Source organism: Psychrobacter sp. CoH-33_TS_01 (genome assembly GCF_058189395.1).
Genome location: NZ_JBVGQI010000002.1, coordinates 568,640 through 591,410 on the forward strand (window position 1 = coordinate 568,640; position 22,771 = coordinate 591,410).

General features: G+C 45.6%; 17 protein-coding genes, 1 tRNA gene and 1 other RNA gene. 8 read left to right on the forward strand and 11 right to left on the reverse strand.

What is annotated here, in order from left to right; translation table 11 throughout:
• Window positions 1–376: 376 nt before the first annotated feature.
• The 4 genes from ACZ2XM_RS05435 to ACZ2XM_RS05450 all read right to left on the reverse strand — a co-directional run bounded on the left by ACZ2XM_RS05435 (window position 377) and on the right by ACZ2XM_RS05450 (window position 4,774).
• Window positions 377–1,225, reverse strand: a complete 849-nt coding sequence (locus tag ACZ2XM_RS05435) for an SDR family oxidoreductase (protein ID WP_490587467.1) — start codon at window positions 1,223–1,225, stop codon at window positions 377–379.
• A 142-nt stretch (window positions 1,226–1,367) separates the two neighbouring features.
• Window positions 1,368–2,126 (reverse strand): histidine phosphatase family protein, encoded by a 759-nt coding sequence (locus ACZ2XM_RS05440; RefSeq protein WP_490587352.1) that lies wholly within the window; start codon window positions 2,124–2,126, stop codon window positions 1,368–1,370.
• 112 nt (window positions 2,127–2,238) lie between these two features.
• Window positions 2,239–3,432, reverse strand: coding sequence for a phosphotransferase family protein (locus ACZ2XM_RS05445; protein ID WP_490587353.1), 1,194 nt, complete (start codon window positions 3,430–3,432; stop codon window positions 2,239–2,241).
• Between the two features lie 91 nt (window positions 3,433–3,523).
• Entirely contained in the window at window positions 3,524–4,774 is a 1,251-nt protein-coding gene (locus ACZ2XM_RS05450) for an acyl-CoA dehydrogenase family protein (protein WP_490587354.1), read from the reverse strand.
• Between the two features lie 398 nt (window positions 4,775–5,172).
• On the opposite strand from ACZ2XM_RS05450, the gene ligA reads away from it, so the two are divergent.
• Window positions 5,173–7,263 carry an NAD-dependent DNA ligase LigA gene (gene ligA, locus ACZ2XM_RS05455; protein ID WP_490587355.1) on the forward strand — a complete coding sequence of 697 codons (2,091 nt, stop codon included), beginning with the start codon at window positions 5,173–5,175 and terminating at the stop codon, window positions 7,261–7,263.
• A 275-nt stretch (window positions 7,264–7,538) separates the two neighbouring features.
• Here the strand turns inward: ligA and ACZ2XM_RS05460 are convergent, their stop codons facing one another.
• From ACZ2XM_RS05460 to ACZ2XM_RS05480, 5 genes are all read right to left on the reverse strand, one after another.
• Window positions 7,539–9,269 carry an alpha/beta hydrolase family protein gene (locus ACZ2XM_RS05460; RefSeq protein ID WP_490587356.1) on the reverse strand — a complete coding sequence of 577 codons (1,731 nt, stop codon included), beginning with the start codon at window positions 9,267–9,269 and terminating at the stop codon, window positions 7,539–7,541.
• A gap of 280 nt (window positions 9,270–9,549) precedes the next feature.
• Window positions 9,550–11,349: an alpha/beta hydrolase gene (locus tag ACZ2XM_RS05465; protein ID WP_490587357.1), complete on the reverse strand. Its 1,800-nt coding sequence runs from the start codon at window positions 11,347–11,349 to the stop codon at window positions 9,550–9,552.
• Window positions 11,350–11,521: 172 nt separating this feature from the next.
• Window positions 11,522–12,178 (reverse strand): hypothetical protein, encoded by a 657-nt coding sequence (locus tag ACZ2XM_RS05470; RefSeq protein ID WP_490587358.1) that lies wholly within the window; start codon window positions 12,176–12,178, stop codon window positions 11,522–11,524.
• A 276-nt stretch (window positions 12,179–12,454) separates the two neighbouring features.
• Window positions 12,455–12,865, reverse strand: a complete 411-nt coding sequence (locus ACZ2XM_RS05475) for an MliC family protein (RefSeq protein ID WP_490587359.1) — start codon at window positions 12,863–12,865, stop codon at window positions 12,455–12,457.
• 403 nt (window positions 12,866–13,268) lie between these two features.
• Window positions 13,269–15,710: a YgiQ family radical SAM protein gene (locus ACZ2XM_RS05480; RefSeq protein WP_490587360.1), complete on the reverse strand. Its 2,442-nt coding sequence runs from the start codon at window positions 15,708–15,710 to the stop codon at window positions 13,269–13,271.
• Window positions 15,711–16,682: 972 nt separating this feature from the next.
• Here ACZ2XM_RS05480 and ACZ2XM_RS05485 point away from each other — a divergent pair.
• On the forward strand, window positions 16,683–17,156 hold the full coding sequence (locus ACZ2XM_RS05485) for a GNAT family N-acetyltransferase (RefSeq protein ID WP_490587361.1): 474 nt from the start codon (window positions 16,683–16,685) through the stop codon (window positions 17,154–17,156).
• A gap of 145 nt (window positions 17,157–17,301) precedes the next feature.
• On the opposite strand, the gene ACZ2XM_RS05490 is transcribed toward ACZ2XM_RS05485, so the two are convergent.
• Complete coding sequence (locus tag ACZ2XM_RS05490) at window positions 17,302–17,769, reverse strand: Lrp/AsnC family transcriptional regulator (protein WP_490587362.1); 468 nt, start codon at window positions 17,767–17,769, stop codon at window positions 17,302–17,304.
• A 291-nt stretch (window positions 17,770–18,060) separates the two neighbouring features.
• Between ACZ2XM_RS05490 and rarD the strand changes: the two genes are divergently transcribed.
• On the forward strand, window positions 18,061–19,089 hold the full coding sequence (gene rarD, locus ACZ2XM_RS05495) for an EamA family transporter RarD (protein ID WP_490587363.1): 1,029 nt from the start codon (window positions 18,061–18,063) through the stop codon (window positions 19,087–19,089).
• A gap of 187 nt (window positions 19,090–19,276) precedes the next feature.
• Here rarD and smpB read toward each other — a convergent pair whose 3' ends face one another.
• Window positions 19,277–19,753, reverse strand: coding sequence for an SsrA-binding protein SmpB (gene smpB / locus ACZ2XM_RS05500; protein ID WP_201497905.1), 477 nt, complete (start codon window positions 19,751–19,753; stop codon window positions 19,277–19,279).
• 349 nt (window positions 19,754–20,102) lie between these two features.
• Between smpB and coaD the strand changes: the two genes are divergently transcribed.
• The 5 genes from coaD to ACZ2XM_RS05525 all read left to right on the forward strand — a co-directional run bounded on the left by coaD (window position 20,103) and on the right by ACZ2XM_RS05525 (window position 22,768).
• The gene (coaD, locus tag ACZ2XM_RS05505) at window positions 20,103–20,627 is read left to right on the forward strand and encodes a pantetheine-phosphate adenylyltransferase (RefSeq protein ID WP_490587364.1); all 525 of its coding nucleotides are present in this window, start codon (window positions 20,103–20,105) and stop codon (window positions 20,625–20,627) included.
• Between the two features lie 171 nt (window positions 20,628–20,798).
• Window positions 20,799–21,047, forward strand: a complete 249-nt coding sequence (locus ACZ2XM_RS05510) for a YfhL family 4Fe-4S dicluster ferredoxin (RefSeq protein WP_490587365.1) — start codon at window positions 20,799–20,801, stop codon at window positions 21,045–21,047.
• Between the two features lie 104 nt (window positions 21,048–21,151).
• Window positions 21,152–21,532: RNase P RNA component class A (rnpB, locus tag ACZ2XM_RS05515), an RNA gene on the forward strand.
• A gap of 99 nt (window positions 21,533–21,631) precedes the next feature.
• Window positions 21,632–21,708 (forward strand) — tRNA-Met (locus ACZ2XM_RS05520).
• A gap of 304 nt (window positions 21,709–22,012) precedes the next feature.
• The gene (locus ACZ2XM_RS05525; protein ID WP_490587366.1) at window positions 22,013–22,768 is read left to right on the forward strand and encodes an ABC transporter permease; all 756 of its coding nucleotides are present in this window, start codon (window positions 22,013–22,015) and stop codon (window positions 22,766–22,768) included.
• Window positions 22,769–22,771: the final 3 nt, after the last annotated feature.

Here is a 22,771-nt window from a genome sequence, read left to right on the forward strand (position 1 = left end):
AAAAACGGCAGCCTGTGCTTATCACGGATTGCCGTTTTTTTATGGATGTTGGTTTTTGATGGATGGTGCTAAATAGAGGGTATTTTGGAGCTAATCCTGCTCTTGCTTGTATCTCCTCCGCTAGGCGGGGCGGGCACTATGGTCTGATGGCATTCCTGCTCAGCGAGACTACCCTCAGTCAAGTGCTCGCAACCCGCCCAGCGGAGCAGGATACCGCTGCCATCAGGGCTAAACCGCACCTCAAGTCAACTTTGGCAGCGAAGATAACTGTCGTTAAGGTATCCACTTTATCCGTGGGGGTTGCTTCGCGCCACCCACGCTACGGCAATTGCAACTGCTAGACTATGGCTTTAGCCCAGCTCCTTTTATACGAGACCTAACTCAGCTTGTTCACCATCTTCAACGGCAATACCTTCATGGCCTTACCAATAGCGGTCCAAGGCATAGAAGGGACGCATGCTTCATCAACGCCCGATTCAATAGCAGCCACTAGCGCCTTGCTGCCCGTATCTACATCGACTTCAAAAGGCAGCTTTTTCGCCCCTTCGTTAATTTCGGTACGGATATAACCCGGATATAGCGTAGTAATTTGAATAGGTAGCTCGTCGGCAAGCATTTCTGCTCGGATACCTTCCGCCAAATGCGCCAGTCCCGCTTTACTCGCCGCATAGACCGTTAGATGTTTGGGCATACCGCGCATTGCCGACATACTAGAGATGGCGACGAGGTGACCATGGTTCTGCGCCCGGAAGATTTCCATCGCTGATTCGCACTGGGCTAAGGCGGAGATAAAATCTACTTCAGCAGTACGGCGATTAATCTCAAAACGTCCGGTACCAATGCGGCGTCCTTCGCCCACGCCGGCATTGACAATGACTCGGTCTATGGTGCCGAAGTCCGCGGCGAAACTTTTAAATACGCTAAATACTGCGTCGTAATCGCTCACATCTAATGCTTGTAATTCAACGCGAATATCTGGATTAGCCGTCAGCAGTTCAGATTTTAAGGCTTCTAGTCGCTCAGTTCTACGGGCACAAATAGCCAAGTTATAATCGAGTGAGGCAAACAACTTTGCCATACCCGCACCAATACCCGAACTGGCACCAGTAATTAATATAGTTTTATCTTTACCGACCTGCTGCTGTTTTAACGCTTTGATAGCAGTATCGGGATTGCTCAATACCCCTTTAGCGTCTTCCACCTTACTCTTAAGGCTGTTTTGCATTACACCTAATAGGGTTTGCTTGGTTGCGGCTTGCTTGCCCTTATTTTTCTTATCTGTTTTCTTATCTTTTTGCTTATCGGTTTGTGGATTAGTAGTCATCGGATGTCCTTATCAGAATGAAAATTAGGGTTTATTACCTACATTAGTGCCAAGTGAGGTAGCGCTCGCCTGCTGTATAGAGATGCGTATGCTCGTTAAGTGAGAGCAATCTAGGTTTGCCCTCTTTTAACGAGATACTGGTCACGCCGGTATTCACTAAGCTAGGGGTCACTCTATAGGCCGCTTGACTGTTAGGTTTGCCATCTCCTAATAGCGCTGCTGTTAAGGCCGCAATCACACCACCAGAGGTAAATATTAGCAAGGTTTTTGGGGCGTCAAAGTCTTGTGTTAGCGCAATAATTTCTTGTAAGGTTTGTTGCACACGCGCATTAAACGCCGGCCAACTTTCTAAATAATCGTCATCAAAATTGCCCGAATGCCAACGCTGCATAGACTCATAAAACAACTCTGCCAACCGCCCCATGGGTTCAGGACTTTTAGTCACTTCCGCCATCACCCCAGCTTGCGTAGCAAACTTCGGATTGGATTTGATAAAGATATCTTCGTGGTTAAATTCATTCAATCCGGCGAGCACTTGCGGTTGGGCTAAATCCGTAAAATTAGAATCATCGTTAGCCTGTTGCAGACCTTCTAAACCGGCTTGATACCCCTGTAAAAAATGCTTTGCTGAGTCCCGTTGGCGTGACAGGGTTCCGGTCATCATGCCATCTATTTGTCGTTGCAAGCCCGCATATTGAGCCCCGAGTAATTGAGCTTGTTTACTGCCCAAGTCTGAGAGTTGGTCATAGTTTTCTTGGCCAAAAGAGGCTTGCCCATGACGGGCAAATAGCAGGGTGGTCATAATACGGGCTCACCTAAGATAAATTAAGAATGAATTGTGCAATCGCTTATTAGGGCGGGTCCTAGTTATGGGTTCGCTAAAAAAGCCATTAGCAAACCGCATTGATTACCCACTACTTCAAAAACTTCTCGGCGATTTTTTGTACAGGCGCTGGTACCTTATCATGACTAACCAACTGGCGACCTTCATGTTTGGCAATCAAGGTCAGGCAGCGTGCATGTAACGCATGAATGATAATCCAAAAGTTTTTAAAGGCTGGGTTGTCGGTCTGTTTATGGTAGTAACGGTAATAAATTTGCTGGGCAATACCGGCTAGGCGAAACAGACCAAACACTTCGTAAAAAGCCCAATTATCGACCTGCATGCCAGTCTTTTCTAAATAATAATCGACCACTTCAGCCCGAGTCATCATCCCTTTTAGGTGAGTAGGTTGACGGCGCGATTGCTTCATGATTTTATTATCATCGGCTTGTACCCAATAGGCCAATGCACTACCTAAATCCATCAACGGGTCGCCTAAAGTCGCCATTTCCCAATCCAATACGCCAATCACGGTGGTGGGATCGTTCGGGTCGAGGACGACGTTATCAAAGCGCCAGTCGTTATGAATCACACATGTGCTGCTGTCTGCCGGTAGGTTGCGTTTTAGCCATTGGCGTACCAGATAAAAACTCGGCACGTTGGGGGTCTTCGCTTTTTTATAGCGCTTGTCCCAGCCACTGACTTGACGCTCACAATAGCCTTCACCTTTACCCAAGGACATCAACTCAGTATTCGCGCTATAGTCCACCTGATGCAGCTCAATTAAAGCATCGATGACATTGGTACACAGCTCACGTACTTGGGTGGTCTCTAAATCGAGTCCTTTAGGTAGGTTGGAGCGGGGAATAATACCGACCAAACGCTCCATGACATAAAAGTCACAACCGATGACCGACTCATCCTCACATAGCGCGATCATTTGCGGGACATAAGGATAGTCCTCTTTTAAAGCATGCTGTACCGTGTACTCGCGTACCATATCATGAGCAGATTTAGCCTTAGTTCCTGCCGGTGGTCGACGTAAAATCAAATCAACATTGTCATACTGCAAGCGGTAGGTCCAATTGGAGGCACCACCAGAAAACTGGGTCACTTTAGGCTCGCCCTGCAGGTCAATATCCTGCGCTTTTAACCAGTCGGTGACTGCTTGGGTATCTAGCGTCTCTGCACTACGGACTTCTCCCGCCTTATCGATAAAGGCTTCGGTCTTAGCAGCAGGCTGAGAAGTCGTAGTGGCGGTTGCTGAAGCGGGCTGTTCTGACATGAAAAATCCTTTTTTAGCGGTCATTATTAGTGTTAACGTAGGCCAGCTGTTTTATGGTTACGGCTAAGCCAAGTAATAGTTTGCTCAAGCCTTATGAGCTGGATGGTGGCTTTTTGCGACTAAAACCCCGCTTTTTAAGTTCTAATTTAGCAATCATAGTCTTATGCACTTCATCTGGACCATCAGCTAGACGTAAGGCACGCGCTTGCGCATAAAATCCGGGTAACATCGTGTCCTGACAAACCCCCATACCCCCATGCAGCTGCATCGCCATATCTACGACTTCTTGCAATACGGTAGGCGCCACGACTTTAATCGCTGAGATTTCCGTCAAGGCGGCTTTGGTGCCTTGTTCATCCATTTTCTGTGCTGCATATAAGGTCAATAGACGCGCTTGATCGATTTTAATACGGGCTTCCGCAATACGCTCGAGGTTACCACCGAGTTGTAAGATAGGTTTACCAAAAGCGGTTCGGCTCATGCCACGATCGATAGCCATCTCTAGCGCTTTCTCTGCAGCGCCAATACAGCGCATACAGTGGTGAATACGCCCTGGCCCTAAACGACCTTGGGCAATCTCAAAGCCCATACCCGGACCTCCGATAATATTAGCGACCGGCACGCGGACATTGTCAAAGCTCACTTCGCCATGACCATGCGGCGCATCATAATCGCCAAAGACTTGTAGCATACGCTCAATATTTACGCCCTCAGCATCCTTGGATACGAGTACCATGGAGTGCTGTTGATGGCGGCCTTTACTCTCATCAGGGGTATGCGCCATGAATATCAGCAGGTCAACATCAGGATCGCCTAGACCTGATGACCACCATTTTTGACCATTTAAGACAATCTCATCACCGTCGACAATAGCGGTAGCCTGCATATTAGTCGCATCGCTAGAGGCCACTTCGGGCTCAGTCATACAAAATACCGAACGCGTTTTTCCGTCAATAAGTGGGGTGAGCCAACGTGCCTTTTGCGCTTCCGTACCATAGCGCCACAACAGCTCCATATTGCCACTATCTGGGGCGTTACAGTTAAAAATATGCGGGGCAATTAAGCTGCGTCCGGTCAGCTCAGCGATAGGGGCGTAGTCAGTGACTGATAGTCCGGCACCAAACTCGTCATCGGGTAAGAACATATTCCATAGACCAGCCTTGCGAGCCTTGTTACGTAACTCTTGATAAGCCTGCGGCCATTGCCACTGGGTCCAATCACCGCCTTGATTCAGCTGATGACACTCTTGCCAAAAATCCGCTTCGATAGGCTCGATTTCTTCCGTAATGAAGGCTTGGGTGCGCTCGTAAAAGTCTTGACCGCGCTGACTGGTGGGCTGCATAAACAAAATCCTTTTGTTAAAAAATGAGGCGAGTAATGTGGAGCAAAAAGAAGGGGATAACTACTAATAAGTAGACAATAAATTGAGTGGAAAAATTTAATAAGTCATTAATATAACTATATTTTTAAGCAAGCTATGTAGCAAAGCTGTGAGTGCAATATCTCTGCTTAGTAAAATTATCATAGCATAGATAGTTAGACCGATAATTGAGAGGAATAGTTTGCTAAGTCATTGGCTGACACTTGTTAGGCACAGGGGTTTAGCGAAGAATGACATAGCGTAATTTGTATTTAAACCTTATAAAAATACCTTCGATAAACTCTTGGTTAATATTATCTAAGTAGCAATCTTGGTATGATAACGCTATTCCAATTTGCATATTGATTAAGACGCCGACTATGACTGATTCCGATAATAATTCTGCAAAAACAACGACTGCTACTGCTAAAACCAATGATGCTCCCGTGCGCCACGATGATGCGGATATTATTGCGCAAATGCGCCAACTGATTAATGCCTTACGTATTCATAATAATGCCTATTATGTCTTAGATGAGCCGCAGATTAGTGACAACGAATATGACCAGTTGCGCCTAAGCTTAATCGAACTCGAAGAGGCCTATCCTGATTTAATTCAACCGGACAGTCCGACCGGGCAAATTGGCGATTCACCGTTAGCGGCCTTTTCACAATTACCGCACGATATCCCGATGCTATCGCTAGGTAACGTATTCAATAAAGATGACCTCGCTGATTTTATGCGCCGAGTCAACGATCGTTTAAATGCATCCCAGCAGAACCCCGAATATGAGATTGAGATGAAGCTAGATGGTCTAGCGGTCTCTATCAAATATGAATACGGCAAATATGTGCAAGCGATTACCCGTGGTGACGGGCAAGTAGGTGAAGACATTACCCAGAATGTCAAAACCATTAATAACCTACCCTTAGTGTTAGACGCGGTCGCTGATATTGCCTTACTAGAAGTGCGCGGCGAAGTGTTGATGCCCAAAGCTGGGTTTGAGCGCCTTAATCGTCAAGCCGAGGAGAGCGGTGGCAAAACCTTTGCCAACCCCCGTAACGCAGCGGCAGGCAGTTTGCGCCAGCTCGATCCCAACATTGCTGCCAGTCGCCCATTAGCGTTCTATGCTTATTCGGTCAATCAAGGTTTACCTAAGACTATTACTAAACAGTCAGAGGCCTTGGCTTGGCTCAAAGAGATTGGCTTTACCGTCAGTGCGGTGCAAGTGGTTAATGGATTAGCAGAGGCGCAAAGCTACTACGAATCGGTCAATGACAGCCGTCCAGAGCTGCCGTTTGAGATTGATGGCACGGTCATCAAAGTGAATGATTTAGCCCTACAAAGTCAGCTAGGTTTCCTATCACGCGAACCACGCTGGGCGACCGCCTATAAATTCCCTGCTGAAACGGTTATGACGACTTTAAACATTATTGAATGGCAAGTGGGGCGTACTGGCCAAATTACGCCGGTGGGTAAGTTAGAACCCGTTCAAGTAGGCGGCGTCACCGTGAGTAATGTGACCCTGCATAACTTTGGTGAGATTCAGCGTTTGGACGTGCGTGCTGGCGATACTGTGAGCGTACACCGAGCCGGTGACGTGATTCCTAAAATTTCTCGCGTCTGGCATGAGATGCGTCCTGAGGGCACCACCCCGGTGGTATTACCAAAAGCCTGCCCCGTTTGTGAGTCTCCTGTAGTGATTCCTGAGGGTGAGGCTTTGGCCCGTTGTACCGGCGAGCTATTTTGCCCTGCCCAGCAGCAAGAAGCGTTAATCCACTTTGTCTCGCGCCGCGCTATGGATATCGATGGGGTGGGCGAGCGCTGGCTGATCAGTTTCTTTGAACAAGGTATCGTCAAGACCGTGGCGGATATTTACCGCTTAAAAGACCACCAAGACCAGTTGGTCAATATCGAAAAACTGGGAGAGAAGTCGGTCACTAATATGCTGGCCGCTATCGAAGCCAGTAAAAAAACTACATTGTCTCGGTTTATCTATGCGCTTGGTATCCGCGGCGTGGGTGAGTCTACTGCGCAGAATTTAGCCCAACAGTTTGGCGACTTACCAGCGCTTGCAGCGGCTACGATTGAGCAACTACAAGAGACGCCTGATGTGGGTGATATTACCGCTGAGCAGGTCTATAACTTCTTCCGAGCACAGCATAATATTGATGTGATTCAAGCCCTGATAACGGCTGGCGTGCATTGGGATAAGGTCGAGCAGGTCGCCACCGAAGGGCTGCCGCTAGATGGGCAGACTTGGGTGATTACCGGGACATTATCCAGTATGAGTCGTGATGAGGCCAAGGTAAGACTGCAAGCCTTAGGCGCTAAGGTCTCTGGCAGTATCTCTGCCAAGACTTCTGCGCTGCTGGCGGGCGAGAAGGCGGGGTCTAAACTTACTAAGGCTGAAAAGCTAGAGGTCAAAGTGGTTGATGAGGCTGAGTTTTTGGCTTTGATTGGCGAGTAAACTATTAGGGATAAAGTCCCGAATAATATTATGACGGTATAGTGGGTTGGCGGTAGCGTAACCCACCTTTTTATAAATACAGTATTACCAAAGGGGTTAGCAATTTTCTCTTATTTATCCCGTGGGTTAGCACCCACGCTACGCCACTTTCGAAGTTAGTGTAGGGGGTTGGTGTAGATAGCTGGTGTCGATATAAGATATTAAAAAGAAATAAACCCAACAAAAAAAGACAGCCAAAGCTGTCTTTTTTATTCTCTAAAATAACTAGCTAACGCTTAACGATACTGATCAAAGAACACCGTGGCAGCGCTTAAGCAATAAGGCGCGACCATACCATGATAGCTGCTTAATTGTTCAGTATAGCTGGCGGTTTGCCCTGCTGCCTGAGCTTCGGCTACGCTTTTACCTTTATCGATAGCTTCGGCATAGGCCACTTGATAAGTATTGGTCAGTAGAGTGGTTAAGTTACTGGTGAATTTGTCCTGAATGGCCATGGCGGCTGCACGAACATTCTTATCTACGGCAGGCGGTAAGGTCGAGACGTAAGTTGATTTGTCAGCCGCGCTGCGAGCCTCTTGATTGGATAAATCCATATCTATTAAAGCAAAAGGCTGCTTAGCGGTCGACTTCCAAATACGGGCTTGCGCATCGGCATTGACATCATAAGTCACGCTAGGGTCTTGGTTACCACCACAAAGCAGCATAGGCGACTTAGGTTGATAAGCGCGTAAGTCATTATCAATAAAGGCTTTACGCACAGCCAAGTTAGATTTTACTGGCACTGCGCCATTAGGAGCGCTAAAGGTCGGATAGATACCGTCCGGATGGCTTTGCATATCCTGCACGTATTGCGCTCGGAAATCTGTATTGAACAGATAGGTCTTGTCCGAGAAGCCAAAAGCGTTTTTAGGAGTAGGAGCAGGCAAAGCCTCTAAAACGTCATAGCCAGTAGGTGACGATTGAAACAACTGCGTGGTCGGGATTTTACCGGCAAAGAATAAACCCACTAGATTATCATTGGTGGGAAATAAGTTGGGAGCAGTCTCAGCATATTTGTCCGCATAGACGCCCTCAATCAAATTATTGTATTCATTGTCATAACTGCGCGTCAGCATCGGTAAGAAAACCGTTCCCCCATAGATGACGTTACCGGACATAATGGAGTCGGCAAAGGCGGTCAGCGCATAAGGCCCAGACGCAGGACTCACAGCGGTGGCCGGTTGTCCTTTGTCATCCAAGGCTTTGGCGGCTGCCATCGCGACATAGCCGCCTTGTGAATAGCCGGTGATAAACAACTTGTCACTGGCTTTAACATTGGTAGCAGCCGCTTTATTGCTGGCTAATTTCTCAATAGCTAGCCTACCGGCATGTAGCCCATCTAACATCTGCTGACCTTGTTGCAAGGTCACGTAAGGGGCATATTTCAGCTCAGATTTATCATAGCCAGGATAGTTCGGCGCGATGACGATATCGCCTTGACCGGCAAAGTTTGCTGCGATAAGTAGGGCGGTATCATAGGCGGCATTTTCAGGGTCATTGAGAGCCGCTAAGTTATAATTCTGCACGGGTGTGGTGCCGTGGGCATAGAGCATGATAGGCCGCTCGCCTTGGCAGTCTTTATTATTAGGATCGTCAGTATGGGGCAGTATGACAGCGCCGGTAGCGTTGGTCGCCTCACCTTTTAACCCCGTCGTGGTGTGGTTAATATACTGCACGGTGATGCCACAAACGGGATCGGCATCGACAGCCGCACTTAGTCCAGCGCTGGCTACCGCCGCTTTAAGCTCCGCTGCCGTAAAGGTCTTGGTGACCACGGGCGCATCAATTAACGTAGCCTCACTGATTTTTTTGGGCGCATCAACGGCAAATATATTGTCATTATCATCGCCACAACCTGCCAGCACTAAGCTGGAGCAGATCACTAAGCTGGTCAGGGTAATGGTTTTACTTAAACGGATATGTTGGGTCAGCGCGCTCAGAGGGTGCGCGGGATTGGTCTTAGACATCGCAGTTTACATCCTTGTATAAATCAGCTTTTCATTATGGTCGCTAAGGTTTAGCTCAGCGCTATGTTAGGCCTAGCGCTAAGCCATAGCTTAGAATTATTATTGCTAAATTCTTACGCTATATTAATATCTTAGCATGGTTGTAAAGCAATTCTTACCGTTTCTTTGAGGGGTTAATGTAGAGCTCTGCAACCCTAATTTACCCACAATAAAAAGAGCCAACCTAAGCTGACTCCTTGGCAAATTAAAAGCAATTCACTAGCGCCAATCAAGGATACGATTAACGGTATTGCGCAAAAAAGGAATTGGCAGCCTGCAAGCAATAAGGGTCGACGCCGGTATGATAGGTAATAGACTCAACTACCGCTGCCGTTTTGGCGCTATCAGCTCTTTTTTCAGCGGCGGCTTCGTCTAGCCCCTCGGCGCGTGCTTGTTGGTACGTCGCTGCCCAGATGGCGGCTAATTTAGCGTCTAATTGATGACTAAACCCCTGCTGTAATTCAGTGGCAACCTCACGTAAAGGCGTATCAATAAGCGTAGGTAAGGTGCTGATATAAGGTGACTTACCGGCAGCTGCTCGGGCGGCTTGGTTGGTAATATCAACATCCAACATGGCAAAATCAACCGCGCTATTATTCTGCCAAATCAGCGCTTGCGCATAAGTATTTACCCCAAAAGTGACACTAGGATCTTGATTGCCCGCACATAATAATACCGGTGCTTTGGGCACATAATCGCGCAAATCATTGTCTATAAAAGCTTGGCGTATTGGTAAGTCGGTCTGGGTAGGGACAGGGCCATTAGGGGCTTTAAAGTCAGGATAAATACCATCGGGGTTCACCGCCATATCGTCGATATATTTAGCTCTAAAAGCGGTATTAAATAGATAATTATCGGCTCCGAAGCCAAAGTCATAAGCCGGACTGGGTGGCGAGATATCCTTGAGAGAGTCATAGCCCACTGGGCAATCTTCAAACAATTGGGTAAAGGGGAGTTTGCCGTTGAAATAAATACTGGGCACAGATTCAGTGGTGGGAAATAGCGTGGGCGCAGTAGCTGCATATTGCTCAGTGTATACCCCATCGAGTAGATCACCATATTCGGCCACATAGCTGCTGGTCAGCATAGGCAAAAATAAGGTGCCGCCAAAGATAACATTGCCCGACATTAAAGAGTCAGCAAAGGCAGTTACGGCATACGGCCCCGAGCCAGGACTCACCGCGGTTGCACTCATGCCCATGCCATCGAGTGCTTTGGCAGTCGCCATCGTCACATAGCCTCCTTGTGAATAGCCGGTTAAAAACAGCTTGTCGTTATAAGTGACGGTAGAGGTTGGCGTGCTGTCTTTTTTTGGCATCTGGCTATTGATTTGCTCGATAGCAAGTTTACCCGCTTGGAGACCATCTAGCATCTGCCGGCCTTGCTGCGCGGTAATATAAGGCGCATAAGACAGGTCAGATTTATCATAGCCTGGGTAGTTGGGCGCTATCAAAATGTCACCTTGACCCGCATAGCTAGCGGCGACTACCAAAGCCTTATCATAAGCGGGATTATCAGGGTCATTGAGCGCAGCTAAATTGTAGCTTTTTTCGGCGGCAGTGCCATGGGCATACAGAGTGATAGGCCGCTCGCCTTGACAGGTAGGGTCTTCGCCATGGGGCAAGATAACCGCACCGGTTGCGTTGGTCGCTTCGCCTTGTAAGCCGGTGGTGGTATGGTTTATATACTGCACGGTGATGCCGCAGAGTGGGTCATCGGCCACGAGGTTGGCTAAATCGGCAGCGACTAGGGCGGCTTTAAGCTCAGTAGCGCTAAAAGTTTGCGTGATAACTAGGTCATCTATTAGCGTCGCCGCACTCATTTTAGGCGGGGGCTCTGACGTATCCTTATCATCGCTGTCATGAAAGCAGCCGCTTAATACCAAACTGCCTCCTACCATTACCCCCGTTAGAGTCAAGCGTATGCAAAAAAGGAGTCTGGTTAAGGATAAGGTAAAAGATTTTTTGGCAGTAAAGGGGTTAAGAGCAGTAGGTGCAGGAGCTTGGCGTAATAAAGGGGCAGAGCGCTGAATAATTTTCATAGCGGACATCCTTGTCATAATATTGAAGGGTCGCGCTAATTAAAAGTATCGCCCTAATCCTTAAGCTATTACTGTCTATTACCATAAATAAAAGGGCGCTTACTCTATACGGTATAGCGCCCTTTATCTTAACATAACTGTTTATTTAATTTTTATTAACTATTAATTTTTACTAATTAGCTGTGGTTTTGCTTGCGTCGGGTTGAATCAAAATAGGCAGAGTTAAACCTTTGGCAAAATCGTCTGCAAAAACATAGTCGTGGCGGCTAGGCGCAATTTCAGGGGTGGTGTGCACAATCATTTGAATGTTCTCGCCATCGGTCAACTCATGGGAGACATAGCGGGTGCCCAATTGATCCAATACTTGCGTCAATGCTTCATTACTGGCCATCCCAATAGTGAGATTATGCTGCGCAGTTTGGGCATCAACTTTGAAAAAATTCATATAAGCCGTGACTTGTTTACTATCGGCAGCAAAAGGATACTGAAACTTATCTGCCGCTATAGGAGCGGTGCCATTAGCGATTTCTGACCAATCGATTTCATACGGTTTCTCTAAAGTGCCTGGGGCAAGCTCATGGTCGTTTTCTGTCCCAGCCGCCATTGCATCACCACTCTCAGTAAGGGCGGATTGGCTGGCGTCACTAGCGGTATCTGTCTGCTCAGCGCTGGCAACGTCTGTTGCGTCAGCTTGTGTTGCCTGTTGCTGGGTAATCTCAGCATCTTGGCAGCCTGCTAGCAGACCAACACTGAGCAGTAGCGCCGTACTGAGCACCAGACTGGCGGATTGACGGGGGCGAAAAATAGAGACAAAAGAGATATTTTTCAAAAGGATCACCTAATTGAGTCTGCTAACCGAGCAAAATATGTTGCGATTTGATCGGAGAGTATAGCGAGGAATATAGCAAGAAAGTTAAGCCCTCTATGGTAGCGCACTTTAGGCTAGGGGCAAAAAAATGCCCTGTAATATATTTGTGAGCCCCATAAAAAAACAGCCACCCTAGGGCCGCTGTTTATGGTCAATGCTATCTGAGCTTGGCTGTTTTAGCTTAGCTTAGCTTAACTAGCTTAGCTTAAGAACTAAAGCCTTAAAAGCTTGTGAGTCTTAAAGCTTTTTACAGGTGGCTTTATATTCGTCGCCATTGGCCCAGTCTACGGCAAACATAGCTTCTTCACCTTTAGTGTGCCATGACAAAGTGGATTCTGGGTTGGCATCATTGACATAACGCACGCCTGAGGCAGCAGGTTTTTCATTGAGTAGCACTGACTGTTGGTTAAATTTCAGAGCAGGCAAAGTCACGTTGAGCATGACTTGTTGTTTATTGACCGATTGCTTGGCCAAGATTTCACCAGCGTCACCGCAAGTATAATGCTCAGGCGCCATACGGTCATAGGCCAACTGGGTTAATTGTTCAGCAGGTTTAGGCGTAACTGTCGGTGCCGTTGGGCTAGTAGCACAAGCACTTAATAAAGCAAAAGCAGGCACAGCCATAGCAAATTTGGTTAGGGTTTTCATAAGGTTTGCCTCAATTTATTGGGATTAGTTGTAATCGTTGTTCGGTTAATTAATTTTTTCATAATTAGAGTTAATTAATTAGCAATAGCTCAGGTTAGCTCATAAGCTGATATGGTGCTCATGATACCTAAGCCTCTTAAGAATAATGTTAGTAATTGTGAGGAATATGTTAGGTCGAGTAACTCGTTAATAGATTGATTTTATTATAAAAATAATAATGAACAACTGGTGGTTCTTATCTTGCGATTGCTCAAAAAAACTATAATATAGCGGTGCTAGCGATAGCTATAGGAAGATCCATTTTTGTATAAAAAAACCCCGCTAACGGGTAGCAGGGTTAATTTTTATGTTTTTATTAAAGATGAAAGCATACGAGGCTAATCACACTCTTTTACTATCTCAACTAGCTCATTTTTCTAGGAGGTAAGCCCGTGTGCTGAGTCTGGAAGTTTCCTTTTTTCACCTTTGGCTTATTCATAGTCTCGCCATTGCTGCGTACCGACTTTGCATTAGACTGATCGCGACGTTTGGCAGAGTCAGTGCCCACGCGGCTGTTCTTTTTACGCGCTGATTGATAGCTGTCTTGACTGTCTTTACCCTCTAAGCGAGAGTTAAATGGCGGTATCAAGCAATGGCGCGCAGTACCGATTAAATCCTCACGGCCCATACGTTTTAGTGCAGCCCGTAGCAGGCCCCAGTTTTTAGGATCATGGTAGCGCAAGAAGGATTTATGCAATTTACGCTGCTTACCCGATTTGACGATATCCACATTTTCAGCAGCACGAGTCACCTTATGCAAAGGGTCTTTGTGCGTGTGATACATCGTGGTCGCCGTCGCCATCGGACTCGGGTAGAACGCCTGGACTTGATCCGCACGATAGCTGTTGCGCTTGAGCCAGATGGCCAAATTCATCATATCTTCGTCGGTAGTGCCAGGGTGCGCTGCAATGAAATACGGAATCAAATACTGCTCTTTACCAGCTTCCTGACTGAACTGCTCAAACATGGCTTTAAAGGCATCGTACGAGCCCATGCCCGGTTTCATCATTTTATTTAAAACGTTAGATTCGGAATGCTCAGGCGCAATCTTGAGATAACCACCAACGTGATGCGTGACTAATTCTTTAACATACTCAGGGTCTTTGACGGCCAAGTCATAGCGCAGTCCTGAGGCAATCAGAATCTTTTTCACGCCTGTGATGCTACGGGCTTTACGATAGAGTTGGGTCAGATTGCTGTGGTCAGTCAACAAGTTGTCACAAACATCGGGATAGACACAAGAAGGCTTGCGGCAGTTTTTCTCAATCGTCTCATCTTTACAATGCAGGCGATACATATTAGCGGTCGGGCCCCCTAGGTCAGAGATGACCCCAGTAAAGTTAGGGGCGGTATCGCGGATAGCTTCCACTTCACGCAGAATAGACTCTTCTGAGCGGTTCTGAATGATGCGGCCTTCGTGCTCTGTGATTGAGCAGAATGTACAGCCACCAAAACAGCCGCGCATGATATTCACTGAGAATTTAATCATATCAAAAGCGGGAATCTGGGCTTTACCATAGCTCGGATGTGGCAAGCGCGCGTACGGCAAGTCAAAGATATAGTCCATCTCTTCTGTAGACAAAGGCAGTGGCGGTGGGTTTAACCACACGTCGATATCCGTTCTCGAGTTACCACCACCGGTACCATGACGCTGTACCAAGGCACGGGCATTACCAGGGTTGGTCTCAGTATGTAGGATACGGCTAGCATGCGCATAGAGAACAGGGTCAGATTTCACATGCTCGTAATCTGGCAAGCGAATCACCGTCTTTTCCCGCGGTGGTAATTTTAGCTTATGTTTACGGGCAGTCAGTGGCTTTTCAGCCTCTGCTTTAGAGGTTGGGACCATTAACTTGACCACTTGCACGTCATCATTAACTTGATCGGCATTGATGACTTTGTCAGTCACAGGTTCAGCGACAAAGCCTTTATATTGACGTTCCATGGCTGATAAGCCGGGTTGCTCGTCTTTATCTTTTTCAATTGCACAGCTGTCCACATCTTCCATCATCACATACGGGTTGATAATGGGGTCCACACGGCCAACCGTATCGACATCGTTACTGGCCACTTCAATCATATCGGCTTGCCAATGACGGCGTGATGGCGTCAATAAATAGGCCGTACCGCGCAGGCTGCTCATCTGCTCAAAGGTGTAGCCTTTTGATAATCCATGCACCACATCGACAATAGCGCGCTCAGCATTACCGTACAGCAGCACGTCAGCGCGACTGTCTAGCAAGATACTGCGACGCACTTTATCCGACCAATAGTCGTAATGCGCGATACGGCGCAAGCTGCCCTCGATACCGCCTAGGATAATGGGCACATCAGAGTAAGCTTCGCGGCAACGTTGGCTATAAACAATAGCGGCGCGATCCGGACGTTTATCCGCCACGTTACCAGGAGAGTAGGCATCATCACTGCGGATACGACGATCGGCAGTATAGCGGTTGATCATGCTGTCCATATTGCCCGCGGTCACGCCATAAGCATAGACGGGTTTGCCCAAAGCCATAAAGGCGTCTTTGCTGGTCCAATCCGGCTGTGCAATGATACCGACGCGAAAACCCTGTGACTCTAAAAGACGCCCAATAATGGCCATACCAAAGCTAGGATGGTCGACATAAGCGTCGCCGGTCACGATGATGACGTCGCAGGAATCCCAGCCTAGTGCATCCATCTCTTCGCGAGTGGTAGGCAAAAATGGCGCAGGCTCATAGCAACTGGCCCAATGCTTATCGTAGTCATATAAAGGAGTAACGCCATTTTTGAAGGCGGTGCGAGCGATGGTATCGGCAGACATGGGGGTAACCTGTGAGTGGCAATAATTGGATAGCGCGTGCATACCGGTTAAGCGCAGACGTCATAATAATAGGCAAGCGCAAATAAGTCGCTGTACGCTAAGGAGCTGATTATGTCGCGAGGGCTGAGTGGGTAAACAGACAATAAGAAATGGTGGCTTAATAGCAGTAGGTGTAATCTTGCTCATTTTATCATGAATATAGCTCAGGATGGCAAAGGTTTATAGTCTCGGTTACATTTGCAGCAGTCAAAGTAATGGCTGGTTTAAATAAATTGGGGTGCAAATAACGTTGGCGATACTTTTTATAACACGCTGCCTATTTTTGCTAACCAAGCCGCTATTTTGCCTTCGCTTAGTAGCCTTTATACTAGCGGCACAACTACAGTAACGTTAGCTCTAAGCTCCCATGGCATAGCTTTTGCCCTACTATTATAAGTCACTAGTGGCATCAGCGTACTATTAATAATAAACAGATAGTTAGTGTTTATTAATTAACTAATCACTGCAATGCTAATAATCCAAGCAGTTGATATATATTAGGTATTATTTGAATCATGCTAATTATTTGTTCTGTATGAAAAAATATATGTCTTAAGTTTTTCGTTTATAGCGCCCGGTCATTTTTAACCGAATCTTTCTATAAATTAAGCTACCTTAATTAACCGACAACTATCTATTAATTAGCTAGTAATTAGCGAGAGAAGGGTGTTAAATAGGGGCAATAATAGGCTAAATACACCTTAAAAATCAGTATTTTGCACTAATAAAGTGACTTTCGCCCTTAATCTTTAATCAATATGGGGCAGGAGTGCACTTTTTTAGTGCGTCTGTAAGGCAGTAAGGGTCATTTATGGGCAGCGATGCCATAGCCAGCAGCATGATCGTAGGTGAGCTAGTGGTTTGAATTCCAACGCAGTGGACTTGACGCATTAGTACGTCCCTGTGATAAAAGTTCTAGAAGGTAGGAAATTAATGAAAAATAGTGAAACAACCATTCAAACCAAACCCTTAACTGCTGAAGACTATCCCAGTTGGCTAGCATTATGGCAGCGTTATTTGACGTTTTATGAGACCAGCCTACCCATGACTACTATCGATTTTACTTGGCATCGATTGTTGGATAATGAGTTTCATATCTATGGCTTTGGCGCTTGGCAGCAGGAAGGGCAAGCCGATCCAGTGTTAGTGGGGTTCACTCATGTGGTGCTACACCCCAACACTTGGGATACGACTTATTGTTGTTATTTGGAAGATTTATTTGTCAGCGAATCCGCACGTGGGCAGGGAGTCGGCCGTATATTAATAGAGCAAGTGTATGACTTTGCGACTTTGAATGAGTGCAACCGCGTCTATTGGACCACGCAAGAGGGCAATAAAACCGCGTGTCTGTTATACGACACCATGGCCACCAAAACCGATATGGTGCAATACCGTAAAAACCTATAACGATACCGGCTGCATGGCTACTATTAAGAGAGGTAACAGGGTCACTTGTTGCCTTTTTTCATATTTAAATTCTAATTCTATACCTCGTACTATGTCTAGTTTTATGCCTAACACTGCGTCATTGCTTATTGCTGAATTGGGCTAATTAATCCAAGAAAATCTTGGTGCCGCTCTTAGTAAAGTTCATCACAAACTGACTTTTAAAATTACGCACATTATTCTCATAAGTGAGCTTATCGCGGGTAAATTGATGATAGTCGCTCATATTTTTCGCATTGATTACTAACATAAAATCAAAATCTCCAGATACCTCATAGCAACTCATTACCTGCGACTGCTCATGCATTAGCCGCTCAAAACGATGCTGCATAGAATTATTTGAGCGCTCCATCTCTATCATCACAAAAGCGGTTAGGCCGTAGCCCACTTTATTAGGATCAACGATAGCGACTTGCTTAGTGATGACCCCAGACTCTATTAATTGCTGTACGCGGCGTTGAGCAGTAGCCACTGAAACATGGACGTGCTCAGCAATCGTTTTTAGCGGTAGCGTGGCATCATCTTGCAGCAAGTTTAAGATGGCTTTATCGGTAGCATCTAACAGATGGCTCATTAGGGGTCCTTATCTTATAGATAGTCTCAATGTGTTATGGATTAGTGTGTTATGGATTAGTGATTATTATCATAATAATTTTGATAGGTGATAAAAATTCAACATATAAATAGTTTCGTGATAAATAAAACCATTATCTATGATAATTAGATAAATTTTATCATAAGGAGAGCGTAAAATATGGCCTATCGTTTACTACTAATATTCAATCTTTAATATTCAACCTTTAATATTAAGCATTGGTATTTAACACTGATAATGGCATATTGCCCTTAATAATTAGAGAGACTCATGACCACCCAAGCTACTGCGAACCTCCCTATAAATAGTTTTATTGATAAATTACCATTGCCTGCTTTTTTTCGGGAAGGTGATGCTGCTCAGCGTAATTTATTGCTAGGGATTGGCTTGGCGGTATTGTCAAACGTGTTGTTCGGGGTGCTGTATGTGTATAGCAGCTGGCTAGCACCATTATCGGGTACGCAGGTTTTTGTTTGGCGGATGCTCGCAATGTGGGTCGCATTAGTAGGTTTTTTACTATTTTCAGGGCGTATGGCCACCAGTCTAGCGGTACTAAGCAACCTTAAGACGGCTAAGCAATGGGTGTGGTTGTTATTACCAACCCCGATTTTTGCCAGTCAATTCTGGTTATTTATGTGGGCACCGGTCAATGGCCAAGGCGTACAGACCGCTATGGGCTACTTCTTATTTCCCTTGATGATGGTCATTTTTGGCTGTGTACTCTTTGGTGAGAAACTTTCCAAGTTACAGTGGTTTGCGGTAGCTTTAGCGGTTCTTGGGGTGGGGAGTGAGCTAATTCGTACGCAGAGCTTATCTTGGGCGACTTTATGGGTATGTTTGACCTATCCCATTTATTACATTATGCGCCGTAAGCAAGGTATCTCTGCGGTGACCGGGCTATTGGTCGATTTGACAGTTTTGGCACCTTTTGCAATAGGTTATCTCTTATTTATCGCGCCCACCACTTTAACGATGGTGACCAGTTCGGCTTATATGATCGCTATGGTTGTTGGTTTGGGCATTATGAGTGCTTTGGCGATGCAGAGTAATGTTGAGGCCAGCCAAAAGCTACCTGTGAACGTCTTTGGCATGCTCAGTTATCTCGAGCCTGCGCTGTTATTTATGCTAGCGATTACGGTGTTGGGCAACCCGTTTGAGCAAGAAATGTTACTCAGTTATGGGCTTATTTGGTCAGGGATTGCTTGCTTGATTTGGCACGGGGTGAAGACTTTAAAACACAATAAGGCTCAACGTGATAATAAAGCTGAGCAGATTGATGCGAAGGTAACGGTGAGTTAATAGCTTGTAGGTTATGGCAATCCGCTAGGTCCAAGCAGTCAGCCTTAATGAGACAACAGATACGTCTAGACTAAACTCACCATTTAGCCGATTGTTAAAACCAAAAAAGCCCTGCAATGATGCAAGGCTTTTTTATTTTTAAGGGATAGGGTTTTATAATAAACAACACTTTATGTTTAAGCTTAGCCTAGTCTAAATGCTGCTTAAAGCCACGCTGTTTATCGCGTTCCCAATCTCTGTCTTTTAGGGTTTTACGCTTATCGTGCATTTTCTTACCTTGGGCTAATGCGATTTGGCATTTCACCATCGAACGCTTCCAATAGCAAGATAACGGTACGCAAGCGAAGCCTTTTTGGTTTACTGCGCCGTATAATTTATCGATTTCACGACGATTCAATAGCAACTTTTTGGTGCGAATAGAGTCGGGGTCGACATGGGTAGAGCTGGACAATAGCGGCTGGATATGGGCACCGAATAAAAACGCTTCGCCATTGCGAAAAATCACATAGGCTTCGGTAATGCTCATTTTACCGGCACGTACGGCCTTAACTTCCCAACCCTCTAACACCAGACCGGCTTCAAAAGTCTCTTCAATGAAATATTCATGACGGGCTTTTTTATTGGCACAGATTTGGTTGTCAGGTTTTTTAGATTTTGACATCATAACCTCGCTGCAGTAGGGCAAAACTCTCTAGGCTCTTTCCCTAAAAAATATCCCTGCTTATAACTGACTAATTCCTCACTAGCGTGAGTCGAGGCGCTATTGTAGCAAACCCGCATTGTAAAAGTCTAAAGGCCAAAGTAGGCGTTATGGTTAACGCAGTATAGTTAATCTTATTTAAGATGGTGACATTTATAAAGCCCATTGCCTATTCAACGTAGACACCGGCAAGATATAATAAGGGATTAGGCGTATTCACTATCGCGCAAACTTGTTAATATATAAGGGAGCGCTTGATTTTTCGCTTTATTCTTACTGCTTTTTTCCTTATCACTGATTAGATGCCTTGCCTATGACACCTATTACCCCAAAGACGACCAAAGCCGATACCTTACATACCAAGATTTTGTATCCGGGTACCTTTGATCCTATTACCAATGGTCATGTCGACTTAGTCAATCGTGCGGTAAAATTGTTCGATGAAGTGGTTATCGCTGTAGCCATCGGGCATCATAAAAAGCCGATGTTTACTTTTGAAGAACGCGTGGCCATGGTTGAGACTGTATTCAGCGATTTGCCACAAGTATCAGTCATTGGCTTTGAAGGGTTATTGGTCGACTTTATGCGGGAAAAAAAGGCGACTGCGGTCTTGCGTGGTCTGCGGGCTATGTCTGATTTTGAATATGAGTTTCAGCTGGCCAATATGAACCGCGAACTTGATGAGAATTTTGAAGCGGTGTTTTTAACACCATCGCAAGATTATTCGTTTATTTCATCGACTATGATTCGTGAGATTGCCAAATTAGGCGGTGACGTGACCAAATTTGTTCCCGAATGCGTATTGGCAGGCTTTAACGAGAAGTTAGCTAATAAGTAATTTGGTTAGCGGTAGTGCATGAGCTTAAACAATAGCTTAGCTGATTTAGCTAGCGCTATTTAATGCTGTTTTTTAATTAAAGTTATGATGGTAGCAGAATAACAGCTGCTATTAACTCCATTCGCTTGAAATTAATTTACTAAAGTGAACCAGGAGATAGGGAGAAATTCGATGGCACTACTCATTACTGACGAGTGCATCAACTGTGACGTTTGTGAACCGGCCTGTCCTAATGATGCTATTTACGAGGGCGAAGAAATTTACGAGATTAATCCAGACCTGTGCACGGAATGTGTCGGCCATTTTGATGTGCCGCAGTGTGTAGAGATTTGTCCGATTGACTGTATCCCAAAAGATCCAAATTACCCTGAGACCGAATCTGATTTAATGGCAAAATATAAACGTATCACTGGGCAGTAACTGGTAGCTAGTATTTTATTGGCCCATAATTTTTTATCTTTAATTCTGCAAACACACTAAAAAGAACTCGGTATTATGACTTAGACTTTGTTATACTAGCGCGCTTGGTAAACCAGACGATCGCCGTTTGCCTGTTTTTAGCAACTTGTTTGTTATAAGCAGCTAGAGGGAGGAAAGTCCGGGCTACATAGGGCAGCGTGCCAGCTAACGGCTGGGCAGGGTAACCTGACGACAAGTGCAGCAGAGAGGAGACCGCCTTATTGCTTTCGGGTGATTCGGTAAGGGTGAAAGGGTGCGGTAAGAGCGCACCGCGTGGCTGGCAACAGTTCACGGCAAGGTAAACTCCACGCGTAGCAAGACCAAATAGGCACCGGTATGGCGCGGCCCGCGTTCGGTGCGGGTAGGTTGCTCGAGCGGCTCAGCAATGGGTCGCCTAGATGAATGATCGTTCAAGACAGAACCCGGCTTATCGGTTTACCAACCTTTTTAGTGGTTTTTACAAGTTTTTTAGCAAGTTTTCAAATTATTATCAGTTTTGGGGTTGACGGTCGGCAATGTGTTCGGCATAATAGCGACCCTTAAAAGGCGATGTAGCTCAGCTGGTTAGAGCGCATGACTCATAATCGTGAGGTCAAGAGTTCAAGTCTCTTCATCGCCACCATATTTAAATAAGAAAGTCAGCAACTTAGGTTGCTGGCTTTTTTATTGGGCGCTATTTAGCTGCGCTTATAGTTCTAAGGGTTTGATAGGAGAAGTAAACTAGTAAATGGTCTTGGCCACTCCTAATAATCCTCTGATGTAATAGCAGGGAGCGACACTCGGCTACCGATTATATCTTGTATCTTGCTTATAGCTTACTTATCATAGGGGCTGATTTTCCCTGTAGTCTACGAGTATCGCGGTATTATATGTCAGTTCAGCTTCCCCCTTATCGTCCGGTAAAGCATCGCAGTGGCCTAAAAGTCATGGGCGCGGCCTTCCATGCGCTCCTGATGCGTGAATTGCAGACCCGTTTTGGTGGCTATCGTCTGGGTTATCTTTGGGCGCCGTTAGAGGTTTTATTACAAGTTTTAATTTACTTAGTAATTTTCGGAGCTATACGTGAAAAGCTAGTCCCAGGAATGGACTTTATGCTATTCCTAATATCTGGCATGGTGCCTTTTCGTATGTTTCAGCGTATTGCTGTGCGTGCGCTTGGAGCAGCGGAAGCGAATAAAGGTCTGCTAATGTATCGGTCGATTCGTCACATTGATGTCATTATTGCTCGCTCTTTTTTAGAACTTATAATCTATTTTTTTACTTTGATACTTCTACTATTAGGGTTAGCTTTTTTTGATATCTATCCCAACTTAGGAAATTTACACATCGTTTTATTCTGTTGGATAACTTTATTTTTCTTTAGTTTTGGCGTAGCGTTAATGATGATGGTAGTCGGTTTCTATGGTGGAGAGCTTAGTAAAGTTATCACTGTCATTTTTACTGTACTATATTTCACTTCTGGCATTATTTATCCTATCCATATTATTCCTGAGCCTTACTTTAGTTATTTGTTATACAACCCTTTTATTCACAATATTGAATTAATGCGTCATGCTTTTGCCCCCAATTACCCGGCCTTTCATATTGATATTTGGTATTTTATAAAATGGATGTTTGCAGTGAATTTTATAGGTTTATTACTCTATAAATATGCTGAGCGCGATATGATTCGCTCTCGATAAAAT

What these genes read in the sequence shown, in the direction of transcription:
- ACZ2XM_RS05435 (WP_490587467.1), bottom strand. Translation starts at nt 1,225, where the DNA reads ATGCAAAACAGCCTTAAGAGTAAGGTGGAAGACGCTAAAGGGGTATTG.
- ACZ2XM_RS05440 (WP_490587352.1), bottom strand. Translation starts at nt 2,126, where the DNA reads ATGACCACCCTGCTATTTGCCCGTCATGGGCAAGCCTCTTTTGGCCAA.
- ACZ2XM_RS05445 (WP_490587353.1), bottom strand. Translation starts at nt 3,432, where the DNA reads ATGTCAGAACAGCCCGCTTCAGCAACCGCCACTACGACTTCTCAGCCT.
- ACZ2XM_RS05450 (WP_490587354.1), bottom strand. Translation starts at nt 4,774, where the DNA reads ATGCAGCCCACCAGTCAGCGCGGTCAAGACTTTTACGAGCGCACCCAA.
- ligA (WP_490587355.1), top strand. Translation starts at nt 5,173, where the DNA reads ATGACTGATTCCGATAATAATTCTGCAAAAACAACGACTGCTACTGCT.
- ACZ2XM_RS05460 (WP_490587356.1), bottom strand. Translation starts at nt 9,269, where the DNA reads ATGTCTAAGACCAATCCCGCGCACCCTCTGAGCGCGCTGACCCAACAT.
- ACZ2XM_RS05465 (WP_490587357.1), bottom strand. Translation starts at nt 11,349, where the DNA reads ATGAAAATTATTCAGCGCTCTGCCCCTTTATTACGCCAAGCTCCTGCA.
- ACZ2XM_RS05475 (WP_490587359.1), bottom strand. Translation starts at nt 12,865, where the DNA reads ATGAAAACCCTAACCAAATTTGCTATGGCTGTGCCTGCTTTTGCTTTA.
- ACZ2XM_RS05480 (WP_490587360.1), bottom strand. Translation starts at nt 15,710, where the DNA reads ATGTCTGCCGATACCATCGCTCGCACCGCCTTCAAAAATGGCGTTACT.
- ACZ2XM_RS05485 (WP_490587361.1), top strand. Translation starts at nt 16,683, where the DNA reads ATGAAAAATAGTGAAACAACCATTCAAACCAAACCCTTAACTGCTGAA.
- ACZ2XM_RS05490 (WP_490587362.1), bottom strand. Translation starts at nt 17,769, where the DNA reads ATGAGCCATCTGTTAGATGCTACCGATAAAGCCATCTTAAACTTGCTG.
- rarD (WP_490587363.1), top strand. Translation starts at nt 18,061, where the DNA reads ATGACCACCCAAGCTACTGCGAACCTCCCTATAAATAGTTTTATTGAT.
- smpB (WP_201497905.1), bottom strand. Translation starts at nt 19,753, where the DNA reads ATGATGTCAAAATCTAAAAAACCTGACAACCAAATCTGTGCCAATAAA.
- coaD (WP_490587364.1), top strand. Translation starts at nt 20,103, where the DNA reads ATGACACCTATTACCCCAAAGACGACCAAAGCCGATACCTTACATACC.
- ACZ2XM_RS05510 (WP_490587365.1), top strand. Translation starts at nt 20,799, where the DNA reads ATGGCACTACTCATTACTGACGAGTGCATCAACTGTGACGTTTGTGAA.
- ACZ2XM_RS05525 (WP_490587366.1), top strand. Translation starts at nt 22,013, where the DNA reads ATGGGCGCGGCCTTCCATGCGCTCCTGATGCGTGAATTGCAGACCCGT.